We start from the raw sequence: 21,773 nt of genomic DNA, 5'->3' as shown, positions 1-21,773 counted from the left end.
CCCGATGTCCCCACCAAAGCGGTGCCAGCTTGAACCCACCACCCGCACGACCCGACCTAGCAATGCCCCGCCATCATGCGGGCCCAAGGTAACCTCACCCCAATGTTCGAAAAGTCCTACCGCGACCGCCTCGAGGCTGATCTTGCGCAATGGGAGGCCGATGGCGTGATTGCGCCGGCGGCGGCTGCCTCGATCCGTAATGCGCTGCCGCCGCTGCCTGCGGGCATCAACATTGCCGTGGTCGTCGGCATCGTCGGCGGTCTGTTGATCGCGGCTGCATTCCTCGCCTTCGTGGCGGCGCACTGGACCGAGATCGCGCGGCTGTTGCGGTTCGCGATCCTGCTCGCCGGCATGATCGCTACCTCTGGCCTCGGGGCCTGGTTCGCGGCGAGCGGCCGCAATGTTCTCGCCGATCTCTGCGCCAGCGTCGGCGCGATCATCTTTGGCGCGGGCATCGCGCTGGTCGGCCAGATGTATCATCTCGGCGACGACTTTGCCGGCGGCATGCTGCTGTGGTCGATCGGCGCGTTCGCCGCGGCGCTGCTGACCGGCTCGCGCGGTGCGCTCGCGGTCGGCCTCGTCGCCGCCGGCATCTGGACCTGCATGCGGATCTACGACGCGCCCGACGTCCTGCATCTTCCGTTCGTGGCGGTCTGGCTGATCGCAGCAAGCCTCGCCTTCGCCTGGAATTCGCGCGCCGCCGCCCATCTCGTCGCGCTCGCGGTGCTGCCGTGGTGGATCGCGACGTCGCTCCGCTTCGAGTTCGACGGCGCCCAGCCGTCCTTCGTGCTCGCCAACGGCGCCGCCCTGCTGTTCGGCGCCGGGCTCGCGCTCGCAGCCTGGCCCTCGCCGAGGGCGCTCCGGCTCGGGACCGTCCTGTCGATCTACGGGGCGTTCTCGCTCGCCGCTGTCGCTGTCCTGGAGGTGACGACGGTCGACGACTTCATTCGCTTCCGGACCGGCACGGCGTCCGGCCAGCCGCTGTGGGCGATCCTGTGCGGGGCCGCAGGGGTGATCCTCGCCCTCGTCTCCGCCACGTTCACGAAGCGTGCGGGTGAGATCCTCGGCGCCTGCGCGACCGGGCTGGTGTTGCTCGCCGCGCCGATCTGGCCGGTCTCCACGGCCGGCGAGCCCTGGTTCGCTTATGCCGCGCTGTTGTGCGCCATGCTGTGCCTCGTCGTGTCAGGCGTGCTCGATGACGTGCGTCCGCGCATCGTCGCCGGCTGGCTCGGGATCGCCGGCGTCATCGCCGGCATCACCTGGGCGGTGAAGGGCTCGTTGCTGCGTCGCTCGGCGTTCCTTGCGGCGGCCGGCATCGTCACTGTCGTCTTTGCAACGGCGCTCAATCGCGCGCTGCCGAGGGCTGCGCGATGAACAGGTTGGTCACGCCCGTTTCCGAGTTCTGGCAGCGCATCCCGAAAGCCGTGCTGTTCGCAGCCGCCGTCCTGCTGCAATGCGTTCTGCTGGTGCTGATGGTCGCCGACCGCATGCAGATTTTGCGCGAGGGCACCGAGGTCACTCTGCAGACGCAGCCGGTCGATCCGCGCGATCTCCTGCGCGGCGACTATGTCGTGCTGCGCTACGACATCTCGCAGCTGCCGGCCGGTGCGCTCGCCGGCAAGACGGCCGACGCGCGCAACCCCGTCGTGTTCGTCAAGCTCGCGCCCAATGCCGATGGCGTCTACGCCGCCGTCTCGGTGCATGCCGAGTCCGTGCCGGTCACGGCGCCCGAGGTGCTGATCCGCGGCCGCGTCAGCCATTCCTGCGGATCCAACGTCCGCACCTTCTGCGACAGGCTGACGATCAAATACGGTCTCGAAAGCTATTTCGTGCCCGAAGGCGAGGGCGGCAAGCTAGAGCAGGCCCGCAACCAGCAGAAGCTGCGGATCGTTGCCGCCGTGCTCCCCTCAGGCCGCGCCGCCATCAAGCGGCTGCTGCTCGACGGCGAGCCGGTCTATGAGGAGCCGCTGTATTAAGTTGCTTCGTGTGCGCCATGACAATGCTTGAAGCGCTTTCCTGAATTGCATGGGCAAAGGTCGTTGCGTCGCAAGCCTGCAAGCTCCCCCGACGTCCCTGGTTCACCGGGACTCTTCAGGAGTGACGTTGATGATGCGCCCGGACCGGCGGCCGCCAATTCCGGGGTCGGTGCGTTTCGACGATTCAGCAGCCACCCGGCCAATATTCCGGTCACCACGAACCCGCCCAGCAGCGCCATTCCCATCTTGATGTCGTTAGCCTCCTTGCGCTCCTTCTCCTCGGACTCCCTCGCCGCTTGTAAGCGTTGCTCTTCCCGTTCCACATACCACTTTGCAGCGGCTTGAAGCGCCGTCGGCGGAACCGTCCAGCTCACCGATGATTTTTCCGGTCTTGAAAGAACGATCGCCCGCGACAGCAGTGCCATTTGCGACGGCGACTTGCTTTCAGAACTGACTCTGTTCGCCGTCAAACGCGATGCGAGCCCGAGCGAAACCCCACCACAGACCGATGAGACCAGCGTCAGACGACGATTGCCCTTCGCTTCTTCGAGGGTTTCCCAGCGCCCCAGGCCTGGAAGCGAATCCGGCAATGCAACGTGATCGATCTCATGAGCGTCGATCAGTCGCGTGAGATCATACGCGTAGAGGTTCCGTTCCTTCAGGATATGTGCAATCGCGAAATGCCGGTAGATATTGTACATGTCGCGCCAGATCGGCTCGGCACGAATTGTCTCCTCCATGCGAGCGGTCCAATCACAGGCGAACTCCCTTGCGATGGGATCTTCGTTCCCGCTCTTGGCCCCTGCATCTGCGTCGGCATCCGCGTCGCTGAGGATCACCTGGGCCGACTGCAGGAACGCTGTTTCATAATCGTGCGCATATTCGAACTTGCCGGGTTCAAACCAGAACCGGCGCCGGCTGCTCCAATCGCCCGTGGACGTGCCAGCCCGAAGCATCTGCCGCGACTGGTTGAGCCGGCGCGTGAACGTCCCGGGCAAGGGCGGATCAACCGGCAATTGAAGCGTGCCCTGCGAAACCTGCTGCATGCGATAATCGGCTTCGACGAGCACCTTCGTCACGCGGGAATGCCTGGGCAGGGCGTCCACGCGAACCATTTGCGGCTGTTGCGAGCACATGCGCAGGTATTGTTGCTTCGCCGCCGCGTCGCGCCCGGCAATCTGGTCGAGACCGGGCGTTTGGCTTCTGTCCGGGTCCAGAGAGATTCCCGGCTCGATCTTCCCGTATTTTCTGTCGGCCGATCTGATTGCGACGATGAGATCGTCGAGATAGAGATCCGGTTGGCCCCTCTCGGCAACTCCGCAAAGCAGGATATCGTTGTCGTCGTCCCGGCAGACAGCGTCGATGCGGGTCAATCCGGTAAGCCGCTTTGGTCCGCCCGACTTCGCCCGCTTCAAGGCTTCGCGCAGCGAAACCGCGACGTCCGCCCGCATGTCCGTGATCGCCGTCGCGGGGGGAGCCTTGCAGGCGCTGTCAGCCGCCACCGCAGCCAGGGGCTGTTGCGCGACGAGCGCGCTGACGCCCGACGCCAGGAAGCCGCGCCGATTGACAAGCACTCTGTGCATCATGAAGGTCTATTTCCCCGCTTCGAGAAATTTCGAAGTTAAGTATCCGGCTTCTTCAAATTGAGAACCTTGCGCCTGAGCTCGCCCAGGTCGCTTTCCTTCCCCGTCGGAGCCGCTCCGATGTGCACGCCGCCGACAGGTGCCGCGGATGGCGAGTGAGTTGGACTGCTGACGTTTGACCCGGATGGCTTTGAGCCGATTTCGGGTGAATTCGAACCTGATCCAGCTCGCTCGCCGGCGCCGCTGACGCCCGACTCTCTGGTTGGAAAGGAATTTCCGCTTGGCGAGGAATTTGGTCTCCGGGCGCTGGGGGCCACTCGTCCGCCGCCGTCACCTGAAACGTCCGAGTCCAGCGGCGTGCGCTGATTTCGCCAACGCTGAAGCTCCTGCAACTCGCGAGCGACAGCGGCTGCGCCGTTCAGCCGCATCCGCTCCTCCTGGGGACTCTCGTAGTCCGGCCGGGTCGTGAGGTTTTCTCTCAACGAAGCCCTGTCAATGCATTGTCCGGCATCATAGGCAGTTCGAGCGACGTCCTGCTTGAGACTGTCGCACTCCATGCATTTTTTATACAGACCCTGCAATTCGACGGAGATGTAGCTGCAGTTCCACCCGGGACCGTGCTTCTTCTGCAAGGTCTCGGCCTGGGCCGGAAAATTGCAGGCTCCAACAGCTGCAATTGCCGCGAGAATGAAGTAGCGCATGAATGTCATTCAGCTAATGATGTGACCGGATCGACGGCCGGCAAAACAATTTTCACTCGCAGCTTAAACCAGCAGAACTATGCTGCAACTTCTTTCCGTCCAATTAGCATCGGCCTTGCACAGTTTGGCTAATTCCGTTGTTGCGACGGGTATCAGGCGCCATGGTTTCGGGCGTGTTTTTTCAATGCTCGCCGCAGCACGTCCCACATGCGGGGATCGTTCATTTGCGCCACGTTGAAGCGCATGAAGTGATGTGACGTCTGCGACACGCTGAACACGTTGCCCGGCGCGAGCACGACATCGTCCTCAAGCGCGGCGCGCGCGACCTGCGCGGCGTCCTGTCCGCCTGTGAGCCGGCACCAGAGGAAGAATCCGCCGCGTGGCATCAGCCATGGCTCCAGCCCCAACGCCTGAAGTTTTCGCGCGACGTCGCGGCGCGTCCGCGTCAGCTTTTGCCGGAGCTCGTCCATGTGCTTGCGATAGCTGCCGCCGGCCAGCACCTTTGCGATGATCTCGGTCGCGGCCGGGCTCGGGCCGCCAAAGCTGGTTGCGACTTGGAGGTCGACGAGATGCTCGATCCAGTCGGCGCGCGCGGCGATGTAGCCTGAGCGTACCGAGGCCGACAGCGTCTTGGAGAAGCTGCCGATGCGGATCACGCGGGTGAGCCCGTCGAGCGCCGCTAGGCGCGGCGAGCGCTCCGGCTCGAAATCGCCAAAGATGTCATCCTCGATGATGGTGAGGTCGTGCGCGGCGGCCACAGTCAGAAGCCGGTGCGCGGTTGCAAGCGACATCGTCGCGCCGGTCGGATTGTGCAGCGCTGAATTGGTGACGTAGAGCCTGGGACGTTCGGCACCGAGGATCTGCTCGAAGCGGGTGACATCAGGGCCCGACGGCGTATAGGGCACGCCGACGATCCTGGCCTGATGCGCCCGCAGCAGCGCACGGAAATTGAAGTAGCAGGGATCGTCGACCAGCACCGTGTCGCCGGGACGGAGCAGGAAGCGGCAGACGAGGTCGGCGCCTTGCGTGCCCGAGCCCGTCAGCATGAGCTGATCGACCGACGCGGGAATCGAATCCTCGGCAAGGCGCGCGAGCAGCAGCCGGCGCAGCGAAAGGCCGCCGCGCGTGCTGCCATAGTCCGTCAAGAGATCCGCATCGGTCCGCGCAAGGGCACGGACGGCGCGGCGCAAGGCCGCTTCCGGCATCCACTCCGCCGGCAGCCAGCCGCAGCCGGGCTTCGACACGGCGGCGTCGGCATCGAGCGATTGCCTGGAGACCCAGAACGGATCGACCTCCCGGTCGCGCCGCGGCCCGGCCTCGGTCAGCGCAAGCGGCGGCATGATGGTCGGCGAGACATAAAAGCCGGAGCCGCGACGGGCGCGGATCAGGCCTTCGGCTGCGAGGCGATCATAGGCTTCGACGACGGTTGACGGCGACACGCCCATCGTGGCGGCCAGGCTGCGGACCGATGGCAGGCGGTCGCCGGCACTGAGCGCGCGGCCGGCGACCTTGGCGCGGATCGCGCTCATCACGTCAATGGTCCGCGTGCCCCCGCGTCCCTTCGATGACGCTCCGATGTCCAAGGTGTATCACCTTCCATACCCATACAGATTTGCCGGATTGTACTGGATTGTGACTGGTCGTGCCACCGCCGGCAGCCGAGTATCGCGGCTCGGGAAAGGCGGAACGGACATGCAATCTGCGGGAAGCGGCTGGGGCAACGGCCTGCTCGGCGTCATCATCTTCAGCGGCTCGCTGCCGGCGACGCGCGTCGCGGTCGGCGGCTTCTCCGCGCTGTTCCTGACATCGGCCCGCGCGGTCATCGCGGCGCTGATCGGTGTGGCCGTGCTCGGCGTGCTGCGGCAGGCCCGGCCGCAGCGGGGGGATTTCGCCTCTCTCACCATCGTCGCCATCGGCGTCGTGGTCGGCTTCCCGCTGCTGACGGCGCTCGCGCTCCAGCACATCACCTCGGCCCGTTCGATCGTCTTCATCGGCTTGTTGCCGCTCTCCACCGCGGTCTTCGCCGTGCTGCGCGGCGGCGAGCGGCCGCAGCCCTTGTTCTGGCTGTTCGCGATCCTCGGAAGTGCCACGGTGGCCGGCTTTGCCTTGTCGAACGGCGATTCGGCCTCACTCACCGGCGATCTCCTGATGGTGGTCGCGATCGTGCTGTGCGGCCTCGGCTATGCCGAAGGCGCCGCATTGTCGCGCCGGCTCGGCGGCTGGCAAGTGATCTCCTGGGCGCTCTTGCTCGCGCTGCCGCTGATGGTGCCGGTCGCGGTTCTGACCTGGCCGGCGAGCTGGAGCGGCGTCAGCGTGCCCGCCTGGATCGGGCTCGCTTACGTCTCGATTTTCAGCATGTTCGTCGGCTTCATCTTCTGGTACCGCGGCCTTGCGATCGGCGGCATTGCGCGTGTCGGCCAGTTGCAGCAGCTCCAGCCGTTCTTCGGTCTCGCGCTCGCCGGCCTGCTGCTGCACGAACCCGTCGCCTGGAGCATGATCGTCGCGACCGTCCTCGTGGTCGCCTGCGTGTTCTTCGCGCGGCGGTTTGCGTGAGGCTTGTGCCTCACGCCTGCCCCATCACCGTCTTCGTCAGCGCGCCCTTTGCAAACTTCTTCAGCGGCATCGGCTTGCCGAACAGGAAGCCCTGCACGAGATCGAAGCCGAGCTCGTTGGCGGCGACGAGGTCGGCGCGGCTTTCGACCCCCTGGGCCACGCTGCGCGCGCCAAAGCCCTGCGCGAGCTCGACGATGTGTCGGCACACCGTGCGCTTCAACCGGTCACTGCCGCTGCCGGTGACGAATTGCCGGTCGGCCTTCAGCTTGACGAAGGGGACTTTGTCCCGCTCCATCAGCGCCGGCCAGTTGGCGCCGAGATTGTCGATCGACAGGCCGATATTGTGTAGCCCGACCTCGCGCGCGACCTCGGTCAGGAGATCGAGATCGCGGATCGCCTCCTCGCTGTCGATCTCGACCGTCAGCCCGCCGAAGGCCGGATGCGTCGGCACGCGGCGGCAGAGATCGCGCACCGCCTGCGGCTCCTTAAGATAGGACGCGGGCAGGTTGATCGAGAGATCGACCGGGGTCTGCTGCTCCAGCAGATAATGCCAGTCCCGTATCGCGCGCTCGATCACGAATTCGGAGAGGTCGCGCAGATGCGGATCGCGCTCTTCGGGAATGAAGTAAGCCGGCGGCACCACGCCCCAGGTCGGATGCCGCATCCGTACCAGCGCCTCGGCGCCGCTGCGGATCAGCGTGCGCGCGTCGATCTTGGGCTGGTACCAGAGCTCGAGCCAGCCGGCATGAAGGGCCTCGCCGACATGCACGGCGGGACTCGGCGCGGGCTCTTCCGGCAGCAGCATGGCGATGCGCTCGCGCAGCGTTTCCGCCGCAAAGGGCGTGGTCAATGGCGGCAGCATGGCAAGGCCATATTCCTCGCCGACCTGCCGCACGGCCTTGACGATGATCGACTCGCGGGCGCCGACGGCGAGAACCTTGCCGGCGAATGCCTCGCGCACCAGTATTTCGAGGAATCTCCCCGGCTCGATGCCGTCGGCGGCTACGCCGAGCAGGATCAGGTCCGGCAATTCGGTGGCGAGCACGGTTTGCAGCTCGTCCGAGCTGGCGCATTCGCTGGTGACGAAGCCGAGATCCTCCAGCACCTCGCTGAGGAAGGCGCGCAGATGCCGCTTGCTATCGGCCACGCAGGCGCGCGGCGTTACCTTTCGTCGTCCGAAGGTCACAGGCCTTCGTCCGACGAGTTCAACCATCCCATCGTTCATCAACACCACTCCCGTTCCGTGACGGTTTCTTAAACGCCGAGCGTGGGTTCAAATAAGGAGAGCTTCACATCGTTCTTGAATTATCTGAGTAACGTTAAGCCCTGCAATTCGAGCTAATTTGTCGACAGACTCTTCGCAAAGAACTCGCATACCCGAGCACCACGCGCGCAACGCCTGCCAGCGCACGCGAAATGTCTCTCGCGCGATCTGAGCTGCGTCCTGTTCGCCGACGGATGGAAGCGAGCGACGCAGATGTGTGCCCTTTCGAAGCAACGACGCGACCAGCGGAGATTAATTTCCGGCGTTTCTTCGGGGTGTGCGACCGCTCGTTGCGACGAAGACGGTGAACAGGACCGCGTCGTCCGCGGTGGGCGGGCTGCGTTGCGGCGGTCGCTCTCCCCGATGGCTTTGGGTGGATTGGGAGCGTGCGGCGGCGACGTTCGGAGGATTGCATTCGCGCGATGCGCGCAAGTTTCGCTTTCGCTCGTGACGGTTCTGCGACACCGCGTCCGGGCCCACGGCTGCAAATGTGAAGTGCATCACACGCGCATTGCTGCACCTGCGCTATTGCTCCGCACAGCCGGTGGTGGGCTGTCGAGGATTTACGACAATGACGATGCGGCGAATGATGTATTGGTGGTTCAGGATCGTGATGTCAGGGCGATTTCTCGATCGCTTCCTGTGCCTGCCGCGTGCGCATTAAAGCGCGATGCGATCATCGCGCTTTGGGTTATTGTTCAAGCGTGATCTTTTCGGAAAACCGCTGCGCACTTTTCCGGATCATGCTTTAGGCACCTCGCGCGATATCAGGTCTGCCCGATCAATTTGCGAAACGCCGCCGCGCCGTCCTGCACCACGTCGCGGCCCTTCCAGGCCAGATAGGTCAGCTTGCCGCCGAGCGTGTCGTGGCTGCGCAGCCGGCGCGAGCCGAGAATGTGGCCGACATTGGACGGGAAGCGGCTCACCTCGGCCGACACCAGTGCCGCGATCGCGTCCATCAATTGCTGGAGCCGGATTCCCCATTCGCAACCCTCGATGCCGTCGATGCGCACCTTGAGTGCATATTCGGTGTCGTAGATCTCGGCGAGCAGGTCGCGGGCGACCAGCACCCGGTTGTGCCGGAGTGCGATCCGAAGCGCGAGGCGCTTGTCGTCGAGCCGGTCGAGTACCATGGGAATGACGCAGGCATAGGGCGTCGCGGCGACATCGGTGACGCTCTTGCTCGCAGCGGCCTTGGTGGCGAGACGCGCCAATTGCCAGGGCATCGTCAGGCGCCTCGCCACCAGCGCCAGCGCGAAGGGCAGCGCATCGGGATGAGACTTCTTGAAGGCGTCGAGCTGCGCGGTGATCTGGGCAACCCGGCCGTCGTCGAATTTCACGATCTTCTCAGGCAGCTTTTCGTTGAACTTCGGCAGCGCATCGCCCGCACGCAGCACGTGCTGCATCTTCCTGACGTCGTCGAAGGCGGTGCGTGAGGCCGTGTATTGCGCGAGTTTGCCGCGCGCGAATTCGGTGCTCTCCACTGATGCGAAGGTGCTCTCGAGGACCTTCACGACCTTGGTCTGGAAGGTCGAGGCGACCTTCAGGACTTCCTTCGGGTTGTTGGCGGCGACCTGGTCGTTGATCGCCTTGATGTAATCGCGTGCCATGGTCGGCAGCAGGTCGCGGCAGATCCACTCCCAGATCGGGGTGAGGGTGTTGCGCGAGATCCGTCCCATATTGGCGTGCTCGGGCGCGGCGTCGATCAGGAGCAACTCGAGCGGCGCGAAGAAATAGCGCGACGGGCTGGTGGCGCGCGCCTGGGTCGATCCGTCCTTGCGAAACTCGGCGCGCAAGCGCGACTGGATGTCGGACGAGCCGGGCATGTCGATGCCGCACAGCTCGAGCCGTTCGAGTTCGCTGAGCAGACAGCTGCGCGACAGCGGCGTCAGCCTCTGCAGGAAGTCCGACAGCCGATCGATGTCGTTCATGGCACGCAATCTTTCGCAGCGTTTCCCGCGGGCGTGCGGGCCCAATGCGTGGAGGCATTTGCGCGCTCTCTACTTCCCCTCAGAGAAGCAAGTCGCCGTTAATTAATCCGTAAAACCCGGGGGGCGGCGTCGGGCCAAAGCAGCGGTTAAGGATGATTTCGTCCGTCTGCCCAAGTTTTGGGCGAAAAACTCAACCCTGGCGTGGGCCGGCGCCGCCAAACGCAAGCACAAATTGTGCCGGCGACACCACTTTAACGCAAAACCGACAAAATCACCGTAGTCTTACGGAGCAAAAAGTTAACCACAGACCGCCCCCGGTTCCGCTAAACGAGTGACATGGGGTCACAGAATGATACGGCCACCGATTCGCGGCCGTCGGAATGGTACGAAAGCAGCGCTGCTCCAACTGAAGAGCTCGATTTCGTCCGCCTGAGCGCCGCCCGGGCCAAGGCCGCCGACGAAATGGCTGCTGCCATCGCCCGCGAGCTCAACGGCCCCCTGACTGCCCTGCTGCTCTACATGGGCGAGATCAAGCATCACAGCGATCAACTCGCGCCTGTGACCGGCGACCGCGCCTATTTGCAGCGCGTGGTCGAGAACGCGCTGGCACAAACCGAGCGCGTTTGCGGCCTGGTCAAGCAGCTTGCCGGTCCTCACAAGGGTGGCTTGTCGATCCCCTCCAGCGCCGAGGACGCGGAATCGAAGGCCGTCCGCGCCCAGCAGGCCCAGCGCGTGCCGAGCGCCGAACTCCTCAGCCTGTCGGGTCAGAAGCGGCTGACCAAGCGCGAGCGCGAGGTGCTGAGGCTGATCAGCGAAGGTTATTCGAACAAGCAGGGTGCGCTTCGAATGCAGATCAGCCCGCGCACGTTCGAGAGCCATCGCGCCGAGGCGATGCGCAAGCTCGGTGCGCGCAACACCGCGGATCTCGTCCGCGCGGCGCTGCTGCACTCGATCGACTGAGGCTGGTGTGTTGCAGCGCCGGCGGGCGATGCGGAAAAGCCCCGGGAGATCTTCCGGGACGTCTGAAAAACCCGATCGCGCTCAGAAATAATCTTCGGCGAAGGGACGCGCGCGCGAGACGGGACGCAGCGGCTTGATCTCTTCCTTCGGTCCGTTCGGGATGATCGTAATGGTCCAGCGGGGCGGCATGCTCGATTCATGCTCCAGCACCGAACGCACGAAGCCGGTCACCGTGGACTCGCCAGCCCTCACCGTCGCCATGCGGCCGTTGAACTGAGCAATACGGAAGCGGCGAACCTCTTTCTGGTCCGCGGTCTCGTAGGTGAACATGGAAACCCTCCTGGTTTCCGGCGACTATCGCCACCTATGATTAGCCATCTCTAAAAATCCCAAGCCGTAGAAGTACGGCGGGAATGCACGCGCGTGTGGTTAGCCCTGCGGCTCCTGCGCGCGCGCGGCGGCGTAGGCGGCGTCCATCAGGTCCAGGAGATCGCGGAATTCGCCATCGCCGAGCCTCTCTGCGGACTTCTCCAGTCGCAGCGCCAGCGCCGCGAGCCTGACATAGCCGAACGTTCCGGCCGCGCTCTTCAGCGAATGCGCTTCGCGCGCGATCCTGGCGTGATGCTGCGCCGGCGGGAGCGTGCGAAACAATTGCAGGCGCGCGGAAGTCTCGCTCCAGAATACATCGCGCACTTCGCAGGCACCGTCCTCGCCGATCTCGCGCACCAGCGCTTCGTAAGCGCGCGGCTCGCGCGCAGGCTCGGCATCGAGCGCCTTCTGCGCGGGCGCGACGGTGGCTTCAAACATGGGCCTGCTGCCTTGATCACGGGTCATTTGTCGCGCGGCACGTCCCGGCGCGAGGAATGCCCCGTGTCTACGGCATTCGAATTTCAGTTCCGGTAGCAGGACACTAGGTGTTTGCAGGCCGGCATTAGCAGGCAGTTTACCATGCGCGTGCGGCGGTCAGCGCGCGCCGAGCAGCCGGTCGTACTGGGCCTTCACGGTGGCGTAGCATTCGCACGCCGTCTGGCGCAGGCCGTCGAGGTTGGTGATCTGGATGTGCCCGCGGCTGTAATGGATGAAATTGGCTTGTTGCAGGGTGTTGGCGACCAGCGACACGCTGTTGCGCCGTGCGCCGATCATCTGCGCCATGGCCTCCTGGGTCAGCAGCAGCCGGTAGTCGCCCGAGAGGTCATGCGTGTGCAACAGGCAGCGCGACAGCCGCGACTCCACCGGATGGGCGGCATTGCAGCCTGCCGTCTGCTGGACCTGGGCGTAGACCGCGAGCCCGTGGCGCGTCAGCAACGTGCGCAGGGTGCTGCTCTGATCGGCGGCGATCCGCAGCCGGTCGAGATCCATCACCGACGCGACGCCCGGAACCAGCACGATGGCGGTGTTCAGCGCGGACGCATCGCCCATGGTCGAGAGCGTCCCGAGCAGGCTGTCTCGGCCGATCATGGCGACTTGCACATGCTCGCCCTTGGCGAGTTTCACCACCAGCGAAATGACGCCGCGGTGGGGAAAATACGCGCGCTTCAGCGCCTCGCCGGTCTCGACCAGCACTGCGTCATGGGGCAGGTCGACTGTTCGCAGGTGCGGGCGGATCGATTCATAGTCGTCTGCCGACAGTGCGGACAGGAAACCGTTGGCTGAGCGCACCATCGTTTCCAAAAGCTGCCTCCCGTTCCCGCGCCATCGAATCGCGATAGACGAAATCACGCCCGGCGGCGGGTAAGTTCCATCATGTTCACGCCGGGATATATTGGCAATTGGGACAAGTTGTCGACCACGGCAGCGGTCCTGCCACGCTGCGTGCATGCCGGCATACAGTCGATTGTGCCGAGCTGTCGTCACGGCACGGTTCCTACCAGGCGGAGGTGGTGGGCTTTCACGGCCGAATGGCAGTCGCAGGACGTCGTCTCCAGCGCCCGCAGATCGAGGATTTCAATCTGGCCGCGGCTGTAGTGAATGATGCCGGCCCGCTGCAGCGCATGCGCGACCAGCGAGACGGCATTGCGCCGTACGCCCAACATCTGCGCCAGCGCCTCCTGGGTCAGCGGCAGGATTTCACTGTCCGAGAGATCGCGGGCACGCAGGAGCCAGCGCGCGAGGCGCGCCTCGACCGGGTGCAGCGTATTGCAGAGCAGCGACTGCTGCGCATGCGCGAGCAAGGCCTGCTCATGGCGGACCATGAGCTGGCGAAACGGCGCGCTTGCGGCAGCGACCGTACGGAAAGCTGCGATTTCCAGCACGGAAGCGGTCCCTGGGAACAGCACGACCGCGTCTGTCGGCGCGATGCCGCCGGCAAGCGCCGCGCCGCCACCGACGACACTGTCGCGGCCCAGCATCGCCACCTCGATCATCTGTCCTTCGGACAGGCCCACCGTGATCGAAACGGATCCGCCATGCGGGAAGTAGACATATCTCAGCGCAGCACCCGCCTCGCACAAGACAGATTTCCTGACCATTTCGACTGTGGCGAGATGCGGACGCAGCAGATCGAGATCTGCCGCGTCGAGCATTTGCAGTAATTGGTTGGACGGGCAGCCGCTCGCAATCATTGAAGGTCAATCCGGCGTGTTCGATGTACGATCGGTGTAAAGCCCGCTCGTCATCCAGTTGCACGGTGACAAAAACATATTGTAAAGGTTGTGGGGCTGTCCATATACCCGTTAGAGGGCAGACAGGCTGCGGCATTTGCGGCGGAAATAAGAATAGCGCGCTGATTCGCTCATGAGCCTGTGCGCCGGTCCTGCGGGGGTTGCGCAGGAAAAAGCTGCGAGGGGGCTTTCATGAGCCGGAAGCATTGCATCCGCGCTGCGATCAGAGGCCGGTCGACCCGCGCAGTGTCGTCCGCTGGACCAGCATTTACAGCCAACCAATATTGCCATGAAGCCTGGCGTCGCGTGGCCGCAGATTTCGCGTCCATCTTCCCCGTGTCGCCAATGACATTCGCGACCGTCCATTTTTTCGATTGAAAGCAAAGGAGAACGGCGTGCCCCACGGTTCAATTATTGAATCGCCAAAACGGGAAACTCAAATGGGGACAGAAGGTCTGCGCCATATTCTCGTTGTCGACGACGACCCGATGGTCTGCATGGCCATCGAGGTCTATCTCCAGCGCAACAATTTTCGGGTAACGATTGCCGAAGGAGGTGAAGCCGGACTGCGCGCGCTCGAACACCAGCAATTCGATCTGATGATCATCGATATCTTTATGCCGCACATGCGCGGCTTCGAATCGATCCGGCTCTTTCACGAGCGGGCGCCGGTCATTCCGCTGATCGCGATGTCCGGCTACGCCTTTGCAAATCTGAATTCGCCTGCACCCGATTTCCTCCGGATGGCGCTCGAGCTCGGTGCCGCACGCTGTCTGCGCAAGCCGTTCACGCCGCACGCGCTGCTCGCCGCCATCAACGATTGCCTGGCGGAGCACCGTCCCGACGGCGACATCGCCTCGGCCGCGCGATTGGGTTAGCGCGGCGCGGGCGGCTATGGCCACGGGGTAACGGTTCGTTTACCGCGTCCGCGGACCACGCAGATCGCGCCGCCAATGCGAACTGAGGGGCGCGACTGCGCCTCTGGTTGCGGACGGCGCGGTTCGATGTCCCGCAGGCCGCCCCTATCGTCCTTCATGAGCAGGATTTTCCGGCGCGCTTCGCCCGCTGTTATCGGCCCGTTTACCTCACGCGTCCCCACCGTCGCGGCGCGGAGCCGGTTTTGCCGAAAGGCGCAGCCGCATGCGGGCGAACCGCAAACTTCTCTTCAATATCCGTATTAGGACGGAGGATGAAATTAACGGGACTGTGAAAAGGGATGTCTAACGATCGAGAATAGGGCTTCCGTCCGTGCCAAAGGTGGCGCAGGCGCCGAAGTCCAGGGGTCAGGTCAGTAAGGCGTAGCTCATGGATGATCTGTTGCGGGAGTTTTTGACGGAGACCAGCGAGAGCCTGGACACCGTCGACAACCAGTTGGTGAAGTTCGAGCAGGAGCCGAACAACGCCAAGATCCTGGATAACATCTTCCGCCTGGTCCACACCATCAAGGGCACCTGCGGCTTCCTCGGATTGCCGCGGCTGGAAGCGCTGGCGCATGCCGGCGAGACGTTGATGGGCAAATTCCGTGACGGCATGCCGGTGACCGGGCAGGCGGTGACGGTGATCCTGTCCTCGATCGACCGCATCAAGGAAATCCTCGCCGGCCTCGAGGCGACCGAAGCCGAGCCCGAGGGGACCGACCGCGATCTCATCGACAAGCTGGAAGCGATGGTCGAGCAGGGCATGGCGGCAATGGCCGCGGGCGCTGCCGCCGCTCCCGTTGCCGAGGCTCCGCCGCTGGTGCCGGAAGCTCCGGTTGCCGCTGCTGCGCCGGCAAACCTGACCTCGGGCACGCTGATCGACCAGACCCTGGAGCGCCCGCTGCGTCCGGGCGAAGTCTCGCTCGACGAGCTCGAGCGCGCCTTCCGCGAGACCGCGATCGAGGCGCCGACGCCCGCGCCCGTCGCCAAGGCTGAAGCCAAGGCCGAGCCCGCGCCGGCCGCTGAAGCGCCCGCACCCGTTGCCAAGGAAGCCGCAAAACCCGCCAAGGAGAAGGCCGCGCCGAAGAAGTCGATGGCCGACGAGGGCGCCAGCGAAGGCGACCGCATCGCCAACCAGTCGATCCGCGTCAACGTGGATACGCTGGAGCATCTGATGACCATGGTTTCCGAGCTGGTGCTGACCCGCAACCAGCTGCTGGAGATCTCCCGCCGCAACGAGGACACCGAGTTCAAGGTGCCGTTGCAGCGCCTGTCCAACGTCACCGCCGAGCTGCAGGAAGGCGTCATGAAGACGCGCATGCAGCCGATCGGCAATGCCTGGCAGAAGCTGCCCCGCATCGTCCGCGACCTGTCGAGCGAACTCGGCAAGCAGATCGAATTGGAGATGCACGGCGCCGACACCGAGCTCGACCGCCAGGTGCTCGATTTGATCAAGGACCCGCTCACCCACATGGTGCGCAACTCCGCCGATCATGGCCTGGAGACCCCCGCCGAGCGTCTCGCATCCGGCAAGGGCGAGCAGGGCACCATCCGCCTGTCCGCCTATCACGAGGGCGGCCACATCATCATCTGCATCGCCGACAACGGCCGTGGCCTTAACACCGAGAAGATCAAGGCCAAGGCGATCTCCTCAGGGTTGGTCACCGAGGCCGAGCTCGAGAAGATGAGCGAAGCCCAGATCCACAAGTTCATCTTCGCGCCCGGCTTCTCCACCGCAGCCGCCATCACCTCGGTCTCCGGCCGCGGCGTCGGCATGGACGTGGTGCGCACCAATATCGACCAGATCGGCGGCACCATCGACATCAAGTCGGTGGCCGGCGAGGGAAGCTCCGTCACCATCAAGATCCCGCTGACGCTGGCGATCGTCTCCGCCCTGATCGTCGAAGCCGCCGGCGACCGCTTTGCGATCCCGCAGCTCTCGGTGGTCGAGCTGGTGCGGGCCCGCGCCAACTCAGAGCACCGCATCGAGCGCATCAAGGACACCGCGGTCCTCCGCTTGCGCAACAAGCTGCTGCCGCTGATCCATCTGAAGAAGCTGCTCAAGATCGACGACGGCGCCGCCTCGGATCCCGAGAACGGCTTCATCGTGGTCACGCAAGTCGGCAGCCAGACCTTCGGCATCGTCGTCGACGGCGTGTTCCACACCGAAGAAATCGTGGTGAAGCCGATGTCGACCAAGCTGCGTCACATCGACATGTTCTCCGGCAACACCATCCTGGGCGATGGCGCGGTGATCATGATCATCGACCCCAACGGCATTGCCAAGGCGCTCGGCGCCGCCGGCTCCTCGGCCCATGACATGGGCGACGAGAACGGCGCGCATCACATCGGATCGGGCGAGCAGACCACTTCGCTGCTGGTGTTCCGCGCCGGCTCGTCGCAGCCCAAGGCGGTCCCGCTTGGCCTCGTCACCCGCCTGGAAGAGCTGCCCGCCGACAAGATCGAGTTCTCGAACGGCCGCTACATGGTGCAGTACCGCGAGCAGCTGATGCCGCTCGTTGCCATGGAAGGCGTCACCATTGCCAGCCAGGGCGCCCAGCCGATCCTGGTGTTCGCCGATGACGGCCGCTCCATGGGCCTCGTCGTCGACGAGATCATCGACATCGTCGAGGAACGGCTCAACATCGAGGTCGGCGGCTCCGCCTCCGGCATCCTCGGCTCGGCCGTGATCAAGGGCCAGGCCACCGAGGTGATCGACGTCGGCCACTTCCTCCCGATGGCGTTCGCCGACTGGTTCACCCGCAAGGAGATGAAGCCGTCGATGCACTCGCAGTCGGTGCTGCTGGTCGACGACAGCGCCTTCTTCCGCAACATGCTGGCGCCTGTGCTCAAGGCCGCCGGCTACCGCGTCCGCACCGCGCCGACCGCGCAGGAGGGCTTAGCTGCGCTCCGTGCCCAGAGCTTCGACGTGGTCCTGACCGACATCGAGATGCCCGACATGAACGGGTTCGAGTTCGCGGAAGTTATCCGCTCCGACAACAATCTGGGCTCGATGCCGATCATCGGCCTGTCCGCGCTGGTGTCGCCGGCGGCGATCGAGCGCGGCCGTCAGGCCGGCTTCCACGACTATGTCGCCAAGTTCGACCGTCCCGGTCTGATCGCGGCGCTGAAGGAACAGACCGCGGGTGCCGCCGGCGCCTCCGAGCTGAACCGGGCAGCGGCGTAAGAGCAGGACAGGGATCAGGAGAAGCAGATGAACAAGAAGACGCAAGTGGGCGAAGGCGCCATGGTCGAATACGTCACCGCGATGATCGGCGGCCAGCTGTTCGGCCTGCCGATCTCCCGGGTCCAGGACGTGTTCATGCCCGAGCGCGTCACCCGCGTGCCCTTGTCCTCGCGCGAGATCGCGGGCGTGCTCAATCTGCGCGGCCGCATCGTCACCGTGGTCGACATGCGCGCCCGCCTCGGCCTGCCGCAGCCCGAGGACGGCAAGGTGCCGATGGCGGTCGGCGTCGACCTCCGCGGCGAATCCTATGGCCTCCTGATCGACCAGATCGGCGAGGTGCTGCGCCTGCCCGAAGCCGGCATGGAAGAAAATCCCGTCAACCTCGACCCCCGCATGGCCAAGCTCGCCGGCGGCGTCCATCGCCTCGACGGCCAGCTCATGGTCGTCCTCGACGTCGATCGCGTCCTCGAGCTCGAAACCAAAGTGCAGATGGCTGCGTGAGCCAACGAAACATCGAAGCCGGAGAACCAAAATGAAGACATGTTTGGTGGTCGATGATTCCAGCGTCGTTCGTAAGATCGCGCGCCGGATCCTGGAAGGCCTGGAATTCCAAGTCACCGAAGCCGAGGACGGCTCGAAGGCGCTCGAGATCTGTCAGCGGCAGCTGCCCGACGCGGTGCTGCTCGACTGGAATATGCCGGTCATGGACGGCTTCGAGTTCATGGGCCACATGCGCCGCCTGCCCGGCGGCGACCAGCCCAAGGTGGTGTTCTGCACCACCGAGAACAATGTGGCTCATATTGCCCAGGCGCTCAGCGGCGGCGCCAACGAGTACATCATGAAGCCTTTCGACAAAGACATCATCGCCGACAAGTTCGCTGAAGTTGGTTTGATCCCGGTCGGACAAGCCATGGTCTGAGTGTGTCTGGCCCGCGTATTTAGGCCAGAGTGTTCCAGTACAGCTTCGAAGAGGCCATCCGTGACCCCGACCGAGTATGAGTATCTGCGTAAATTCCTAAAGGACAATTCCGGTCTCGATCTTTCCGCAGACAAGCAATATCTGATCGAAAGCCGCCTGCTGCCGCTGGCCCGCAAGGCCGGACTCTCCGGCATCGGCGAACTCGTGCAGAAGCTGCAGGGCGGCTCGCGCACGGTGATCACCGACGTGGTCGAAGCCATGACCACCAACGAGACCTTCTTCTTCCGCGACAAGGTCCCGTTCGATCATTTCCGCGACACCATCATGCCCGAGATCATCAAGGCGCGGGCCGCCCGCCGCAGCATACGGATCTGGTGCGCCGCCGGCTCGACCGGGCAGGAGCCCTATTCGCTGGCGATGTGCCTGAAGGAGATGGGCGCGGCCCTTACCGGCTGGCGCATCGAGATCATCGCGACCGATCTGTCGCAGGAGGTGCTGGAGAAGGCCAAGGCCGGAATCTACAGCCAGTTCGAGGTGCAGCGCGGCCTGCCGATCCAGATGCTGATGAAATATTTCAAGCAGACCGGCGAGACCTGGCAGGTCAATCCCGAACTGCGGGCGATGATCCAGCACCGGCAGCTCAACCTGCTGCACGATTTCGCGCAGCTCGGCACCTTCGACGTCATCTTCTGCCGCAACGTGCTGATCTATTTCGATCAGGACACCAAGATCAACATCTTCAACCGGCTGGCGCGCCAGATCGAGCCCGACGGCTTCCTGGTGTTGGGTGCGGCCGAAACCGTCGTCGGCCTGACCGATACGTTCCGGCCGATTCCGGAGCGGCGCGGCCTCTACAAGCCGAACGATCCGCGTGCCGCAGCCGCCAAGCCGGCTCTCGCCGGCGCAGCGCCGCGCCTGGCGGCCATGGCAGGACGATAGACATGGCCGAGGATGGCAAGGGTACGGAACGCGTGACTTTCAGTCGCGGCTACGATGTCTGCATCATGGCCATCGACGGCACCTGGCGCCGCGACTGCAAGCTCAACGCGATCTCCGATACCGACGCCATCCTCACGGTGGAAGGCTCGATCCAGGGGTTGAACCTGAAGGAGTTCTTCCTGCTGTTGTCGTCCACGGGCCTCGCCTACCGCCGCTGCGAGCTGGTCCGCGTCAACGGCGCCGAGATGGACATTCAGTTCCTGCGCGGCAAGAACAGGAAGAAGCGCGGCGCAGCCGGCGGCCGCGACGAAGCGGCGTGATCCGCCCGCATCCGTCGCCGTCTTTTCCGGCCCGTTGCTTCACATTTTCTGAAAACATCCGAATGAATTGGCGCCAGGAACTTTACGTGGCCTAAGCGCGAAGCGTGTATCCATTGTTGGTCCCAATCTCAGGATACTGAAATGCCCAGAAGTTCTCTTTCCCCCATCCCCTCAAACCTGCCCGACGGCGCCGAGCGGCGTGCGCTTCAGCTCCTTGTGGTCGATGACGACGCCACGCAGCGCAGCCTGATCACGGTCGCCGCCAAGCAGGCCGGCCACGAAGTCACCGTGGCGCCGTCAGTGGCGGATGCGATCGAGAAGCTCCGCGCCGCGCGCTTCGACTGCGTGACGCTCGATCTCGTGCTGGAGGATGGCGACGGCATCGACGTGCTGCGCGAGATGGCGGCGGCGAAGTTCGGTGGCGCGGTGATCGTCATCAGCGGCATGGACGGCAAGCGCCGCAGCGCCGCCCGCAGCTTCGCCCGGTCCGTCGGGATCGAGCTCCAGAGCCTGCCGAAGCCGCTCGACCTAGCGGCCTTGCGCATCAGCCTCGCCAATCTCGGCAAGACCGCGATGGGCCTTCCGGCGATCCACACCTGGGGTGGTGTTGCCACCGACGCGATCGTGGAACGCCACCGCGCGTAAGGTTTGCGGAGCTGCCATGCGATGGCATGCGGCCCTGCGCCGCGCTGATAGCGATCTATGCCGGGGTGCCGGATTCAGAGAGGCATTGCAGGGCGTGGCCAAGGCCCGCCCGGCAGGCGTTGAGGGCGGCGCTCGCCGTCGCATAGCGCGGCGTGACGTCGTCGAGCACGAAAATGTCGGCGGAACCGGCCGGATCGCCATGATCGTCGTGCGCCAGGCCCATTTCCAACAGGCCAGCTTCCATCATGGCTGCGTCGATCAGGCGCATGCTGCTCTCGATCCGTGTGATCAGGGAGCGAAGATCGGCAGCGATCAACCGACGGCTGTCAGTCTCAAGCATCGCGATGAGCGGGGGTGTGCCAGCGAAATTTAGCATGGATATTCTCCGTACCCCGCAATTAGGCACCCTGCCGCTACTTGTGCGTTAAGTCCATGTCCCGTACAAATACGGGTGGGCCGAATCCGCGCCGAACGCCATAACAGTTGGCGCGGACGCGAGTCCTTCATGCCAACTGGATGTGGCACATGGCCGAACAAAGCTCTCGCGGTGAAATCTTCGTGGTCGACGACGACCCTGCCGTTCGCGACACCCTGTCGATGGTGTTGAAGGCGGCGGGCTATGAGGTGATCTGTTTTGCGGACGGCGCAGCGCTGCTCTCCGTCGCGCGAAACCGCACACCGGCTGCGATCCTGCTCGACGTGAACATTCCCGGAAAGTCGGGCCTCGACATTCTGAAGGAACTGCACGGCGAGGATTATCCGGCGCCGATCTTCATGATCTCCGGACAGGGCGACATCGCGATGGCGGTGGGCGCGATCAAGAGCGGCGCGCTGGACTTCATCGAGAAGCCGTTCCGCGGCAGCGAAATCGTCGGCCGGCTCGACGAGGCGATCGGCGCCTATGCGCGCAGGCAGGCGGAGAACGCCTCGCCGAAATTCGGCTCGCTGCACTTCCCCGGACGTGAGCCGCTGACGCGCAGGGAGCGCGAGGTGCTCGAGCAGTTCGCCTCCGGTGCGTCCAACAAGGAAGCCGGCCGCACCCTCGGCATCAGCCCGCGCACCATCGAGGATCACCGCGCCAACATCATGAAGAAGCTCGGCGCGCGCAACGCCGCCGATCTGATCCGCATCGTGATGACCGCGGCCCAGCGCGCGTCGTAACTCGTGCCCCGGACGCAGCGCATCATGCAATGATGCGCTGCTGAGCGGGGCCCATCTCTCGAATTTCACCGCTGACAGTTCTGGTCCCGGCTCTGCGTCGCAGCGTTGCACGCTGCG

At 64.4% G+C, this 21,773-nt stretch carries 22 protein-coding genes; 12 read left to right on the top strand and 10 right to left on the bottom strand.

All coding sequences use genetic code 11. The annotated features are described in order from the left end of the window. Positions 1–102 precede the first annotated feature (102 nt). Positions 103–1,374, top strand: a complete 1,272-nt coding sequence (locus GDN70_RS01965) for a DUF2157 domain-containing protein (protein ID WP_028139184.1) — start codon at positions 103–105, stop codon at positions 1,372–1,374. Beyond that, positions 1,371–1,976, top strand: a complete 606-nt coding sequence (locus tag GDN70_RS01960; protein ID WP_152102096.1) for a GDYXXLXY domain-containing protein — start codon at positions 1,371–1,373, stop codon at positions 1,974–1,976. Before GDN70_RS01965 ends, GDN70_RS01960 begins: the two co-directional genes overlap by 4 nt. On the opposite strand, the gene GDN70_RS01955 is transcribed toward GDN70_RS01960, so the two are convergent. The 3 genes from GDN70_RS01955 to GDN70_RS01945 form a co-directional block, all read right to left on the bottom strand. Next, positions 1,973–3,562: an SEC-C metal-binding domain-containing protein gene (locus GDN70_RS01955; protein ID WP_244625853.1), complete on the bottom strand. Its 1,590-nt coding sequence runs from the start codon at positions 3,560–3,562 to the stop codon at positions 1,973–1,975. The genes GDN70_RS01960 and GDN70_RS01955 overlap by 4 nt on opposite strands. A 35-nt stretch (positions 3,563–3,597) precedes the next feature. After that, positions 3,598–4,260: a hypothetical protein gene (locus GDN70_RS01950; protein WP_131233037.1), complete on the bottom strand. Its 663-nt coding sequence runs from the start codon at positions 4,258–4,260 to the stop codon at positions 3,598–3,600. A gap of 152 nt (positions 4,261–4,412) precedes the next feature. Further along, positions 4,413–5,789 (bottom strand): PLP-dependent aminotransferase family protein, encoded by a 1,377-nt coding sequence (locus GDN70_RS01945; RefSeq protein WP_371731487.1) that lies wholly within the window; start codon positions 5,787–5,789, stop codon positions 4,413–4,415. Positions 5,790–5,952: 163 nt separating this feature from the next. On the opposite strand from GDN70_RS01945, the gene GDN70_RS01940 reads away from it, so the two are divergent. Beyond that, entirely contained in the window at positions 5,953–6,813 is an 861-nt protein-coding gene (locus tag GDN70_RS01940) for a DMT family transporter (protein ID WP_152102094.1), read from the top strand. Positions 6,814–6,823: 10 nt separating this feature from the next. Here GDN70_RS01940 and GDN70_RS01935 read toward each other — a convergent pair whose 3' ends face one another. Further along, a complete protein-coding gene (locus GDN70_RS01935) occupies positions 6,824–8,038 on the bottom strand; it encodes an EAL domain-containing protein (protein WP_028139179.1) in 1,215 nt (404 codons plus the stop codon). A gap of 806 nt (positions 8,039–8,844) precedes the next feature. Beyond that, a complete protein-coding gene (locus GDN70_RS01930) occupies positions 8,845–10,008 on the bottom strand; it encodes a hypothetical protein (protein ID WP_152102093.1) in 1,164 nt (387 codons plus the stop codon). Between the two features lie 336 nt (positions 10,009–10,344). Between GDN70_RS01930 and GDN70_RS01925 the strand changes: the two genes are divergently transcribed. Continuing rightward, positions 10,345–10,968, top strand: coding sequence for a helix-turn-helix transcriptional regulator (locus GDN70_RS01925; RefSeq protein WP_028139177.1), 624 nt, complete (start codon positions 10,345–10,347; stop codon positions 10,966–10,968). 81 nt (positions 10,969–11,049) lie between these two features. On the opposite strand, the gene GDN70_RS01920 is transcribed toward GDN70_RS01925, so the two are convergent. The 4 genes from GDN70_RS01920 to GDN70_RS01905 form a co-directional block, all read right to left on the bottom strand. Then, complete coding sequence (locus tag GDN70_RS01920) at positions 11,050–11,298, bottom strand: hypothetical protein (RefSeq protein WP_038949373.1); 249 nt, start codon at positions 11,296–11,298, stop codon at positions 11,050–11,052. A gap of 99 nt (positions 11,299–11,397) precedes the next feature. Continuing rightward, positions 11,398–11,775 carry an Hpt domain-containing protein gene (locus tag GDN70_RS01915; protein ID WP_038972601.1) on the bottom strand — a complete coding sequence of 126 codons (378 nt, stop codon included), beginning with the start codon at positions 11,773–11,775 and terminating at the stop codon, positions 11,398–11,400. 156 nt (positions 11,776–11,931) lie between these two features. Further along, complete coding sequence (locus GDN70_RS01910; protein WP_038949375.1) at positions 11,932–12,630, bottom strand: Crp/Fnr family transcriptional regulator; 699 nt, start codon at positions 12,628–12,630, stop codon at positions 11,932–11,934. Between the two features lie 188 nt (positions 12,631–12,818). Next, on the bottom strand, positions 12,819–13,529 hold the full coding sequence (locus GDN70_RS01905) for a Crp/Fnr family transcriptional regulator (RefSeq protein ID WP_038974749.1): 711 nt from the start codon (positions 13,527–13,529) through the stop codon (positions 12,819–12,821). A 434-nt stretch (positions 13,530–13,963) separates the two neighbouring features. Here GDN70_RS01905 and GDN70_RS01900 point away from each other — a divergent pair, with 434 nt between their 5' ends. The 7 genes from GDN70_RS01900 to GDN70_RS01870 all read left to right on the top strand — a co-directional run bounded on the left by GDN70_RS01900 (position 13,964) and on the right by GDN70_RS01870 (position 20,495). Then, entirely contained in the window at positions 13,964–14,446 is a 483-nt protein-coding gene (locus GDN70_RS01900; RefSeq protein WP_038949377.1) for a response regulator, read from the top strand. 427 nt (positions 14,447–14,873) lie between these two features. Next, entirely contained in the window at positions 14,874–17,672 is a 2,799-nt protein-coding gene (locus GDN70_RS01895) for a hybrid sensor histidine kinase/response regulator (protein WP_152102092.1), read from the top strand. Between the two features lie 27 nt (positions 17,673–17,699). Continuing rightward, positions 17,700–18,173, top strand: a complete 474-nt coding sequence (locus GDN70_RS01890; RefSeq protein ID WP_095425505.1) for a chemotaxis protein CheW — start codon at positions 17,700–17,702, stop codon at positions 18,171–18,173. 31 nt (positions 18,174–18,204) lie between these two features. Beyond that, positions 18,205–18,591, top strand: a complete 387-nt coding sequence (locus GDN70_RS01885) for a response regulator (protein ID WP_028143851.1) — start codon at positions 18,205–18,207, stop codon at positions 18,589–18,591. A gap of 60 nt (positions 18,592–18,651) precedes the next feature. Next, entirely contained in the window at positions 18,652–19,530 is an 879-nt protein-coding gene (locus tag GDN70_RS01880; protein WP_028143852.1) for a protein-glutamate O-methyltransferase CheR, read from the top strand. Positions 19,531–19,532: 2 nt separating this feature from the next. Then, a complete protein-coding gene (locus GDN70_RS01875) occupies positions 19,533–19,850 on the top strand; it encodes a hypothetical protein (RefSeq protein ID WP_018321617.1) in 318 nt (105 codons plus the stop codon). 141 nt (positions 19,851–19,991) lie between these two features. Beyond that, positions 19,992–20,495: a response regulator gene (locus tag GDN70_RS01870; RefSeq protein ID WP_028143853.1), complete on the top strand. Its 504-nt coding sequence runs from the start codon at positions 19,992–19,994 to the stop codon at positions 20,493–20,495. 55 nt (positions 20,496–20,550) lie between these two features. On the opposite strand, the gene GDN70_RS01865 is transcribed toward GDN70_RS01870, so the two are convergent. Further along, positions 20,551–20,871, bottom strand: coding sequence for a hypothetical protein (locus GDN70_RS01865; protein WP_028143854.1), 321 nt, complete (start codon positions 20,869–20,871; stop codon positions 20,551–20,553). 149 nt (positions 20,872–21,020) lie between these two features. On the opposite strand from GDN70_RS01865, the gene GDN70_RS01860 reads away from it, so the two are divergent. Further along, positions 21,021–21,656 carry a response regulator transcription factor gene (locus GDN70_RS01860; RefSeq protein ID WP_026202588.1) on the top strand — a complete coding sequence of 212 codons (636 nt, stop codon included), beginning with the start codon at positions 21,021–21,023 and terminating at the stop codon, positions 21,654–21,656. Positions 21,657–21,773: the final 117 nt, after the last annotated feature.

Origin of the sequence: Bradyrhizobium sp. TM102 (assembly GCF_009176685.1) — a bacterium.
GTDB lineage: Bacteria > Pseudomonadota > Alphaproteobacteria > Rhizobiales > Xanthobacteraceae > Bradyrhizobium > Bradyrhizobium ottawaense.
The sequence above is the reverse complement of the archived record's forward strand: the minus strand, read 5'-3'. Positions and strand labels throughout refer to the sequence as shown.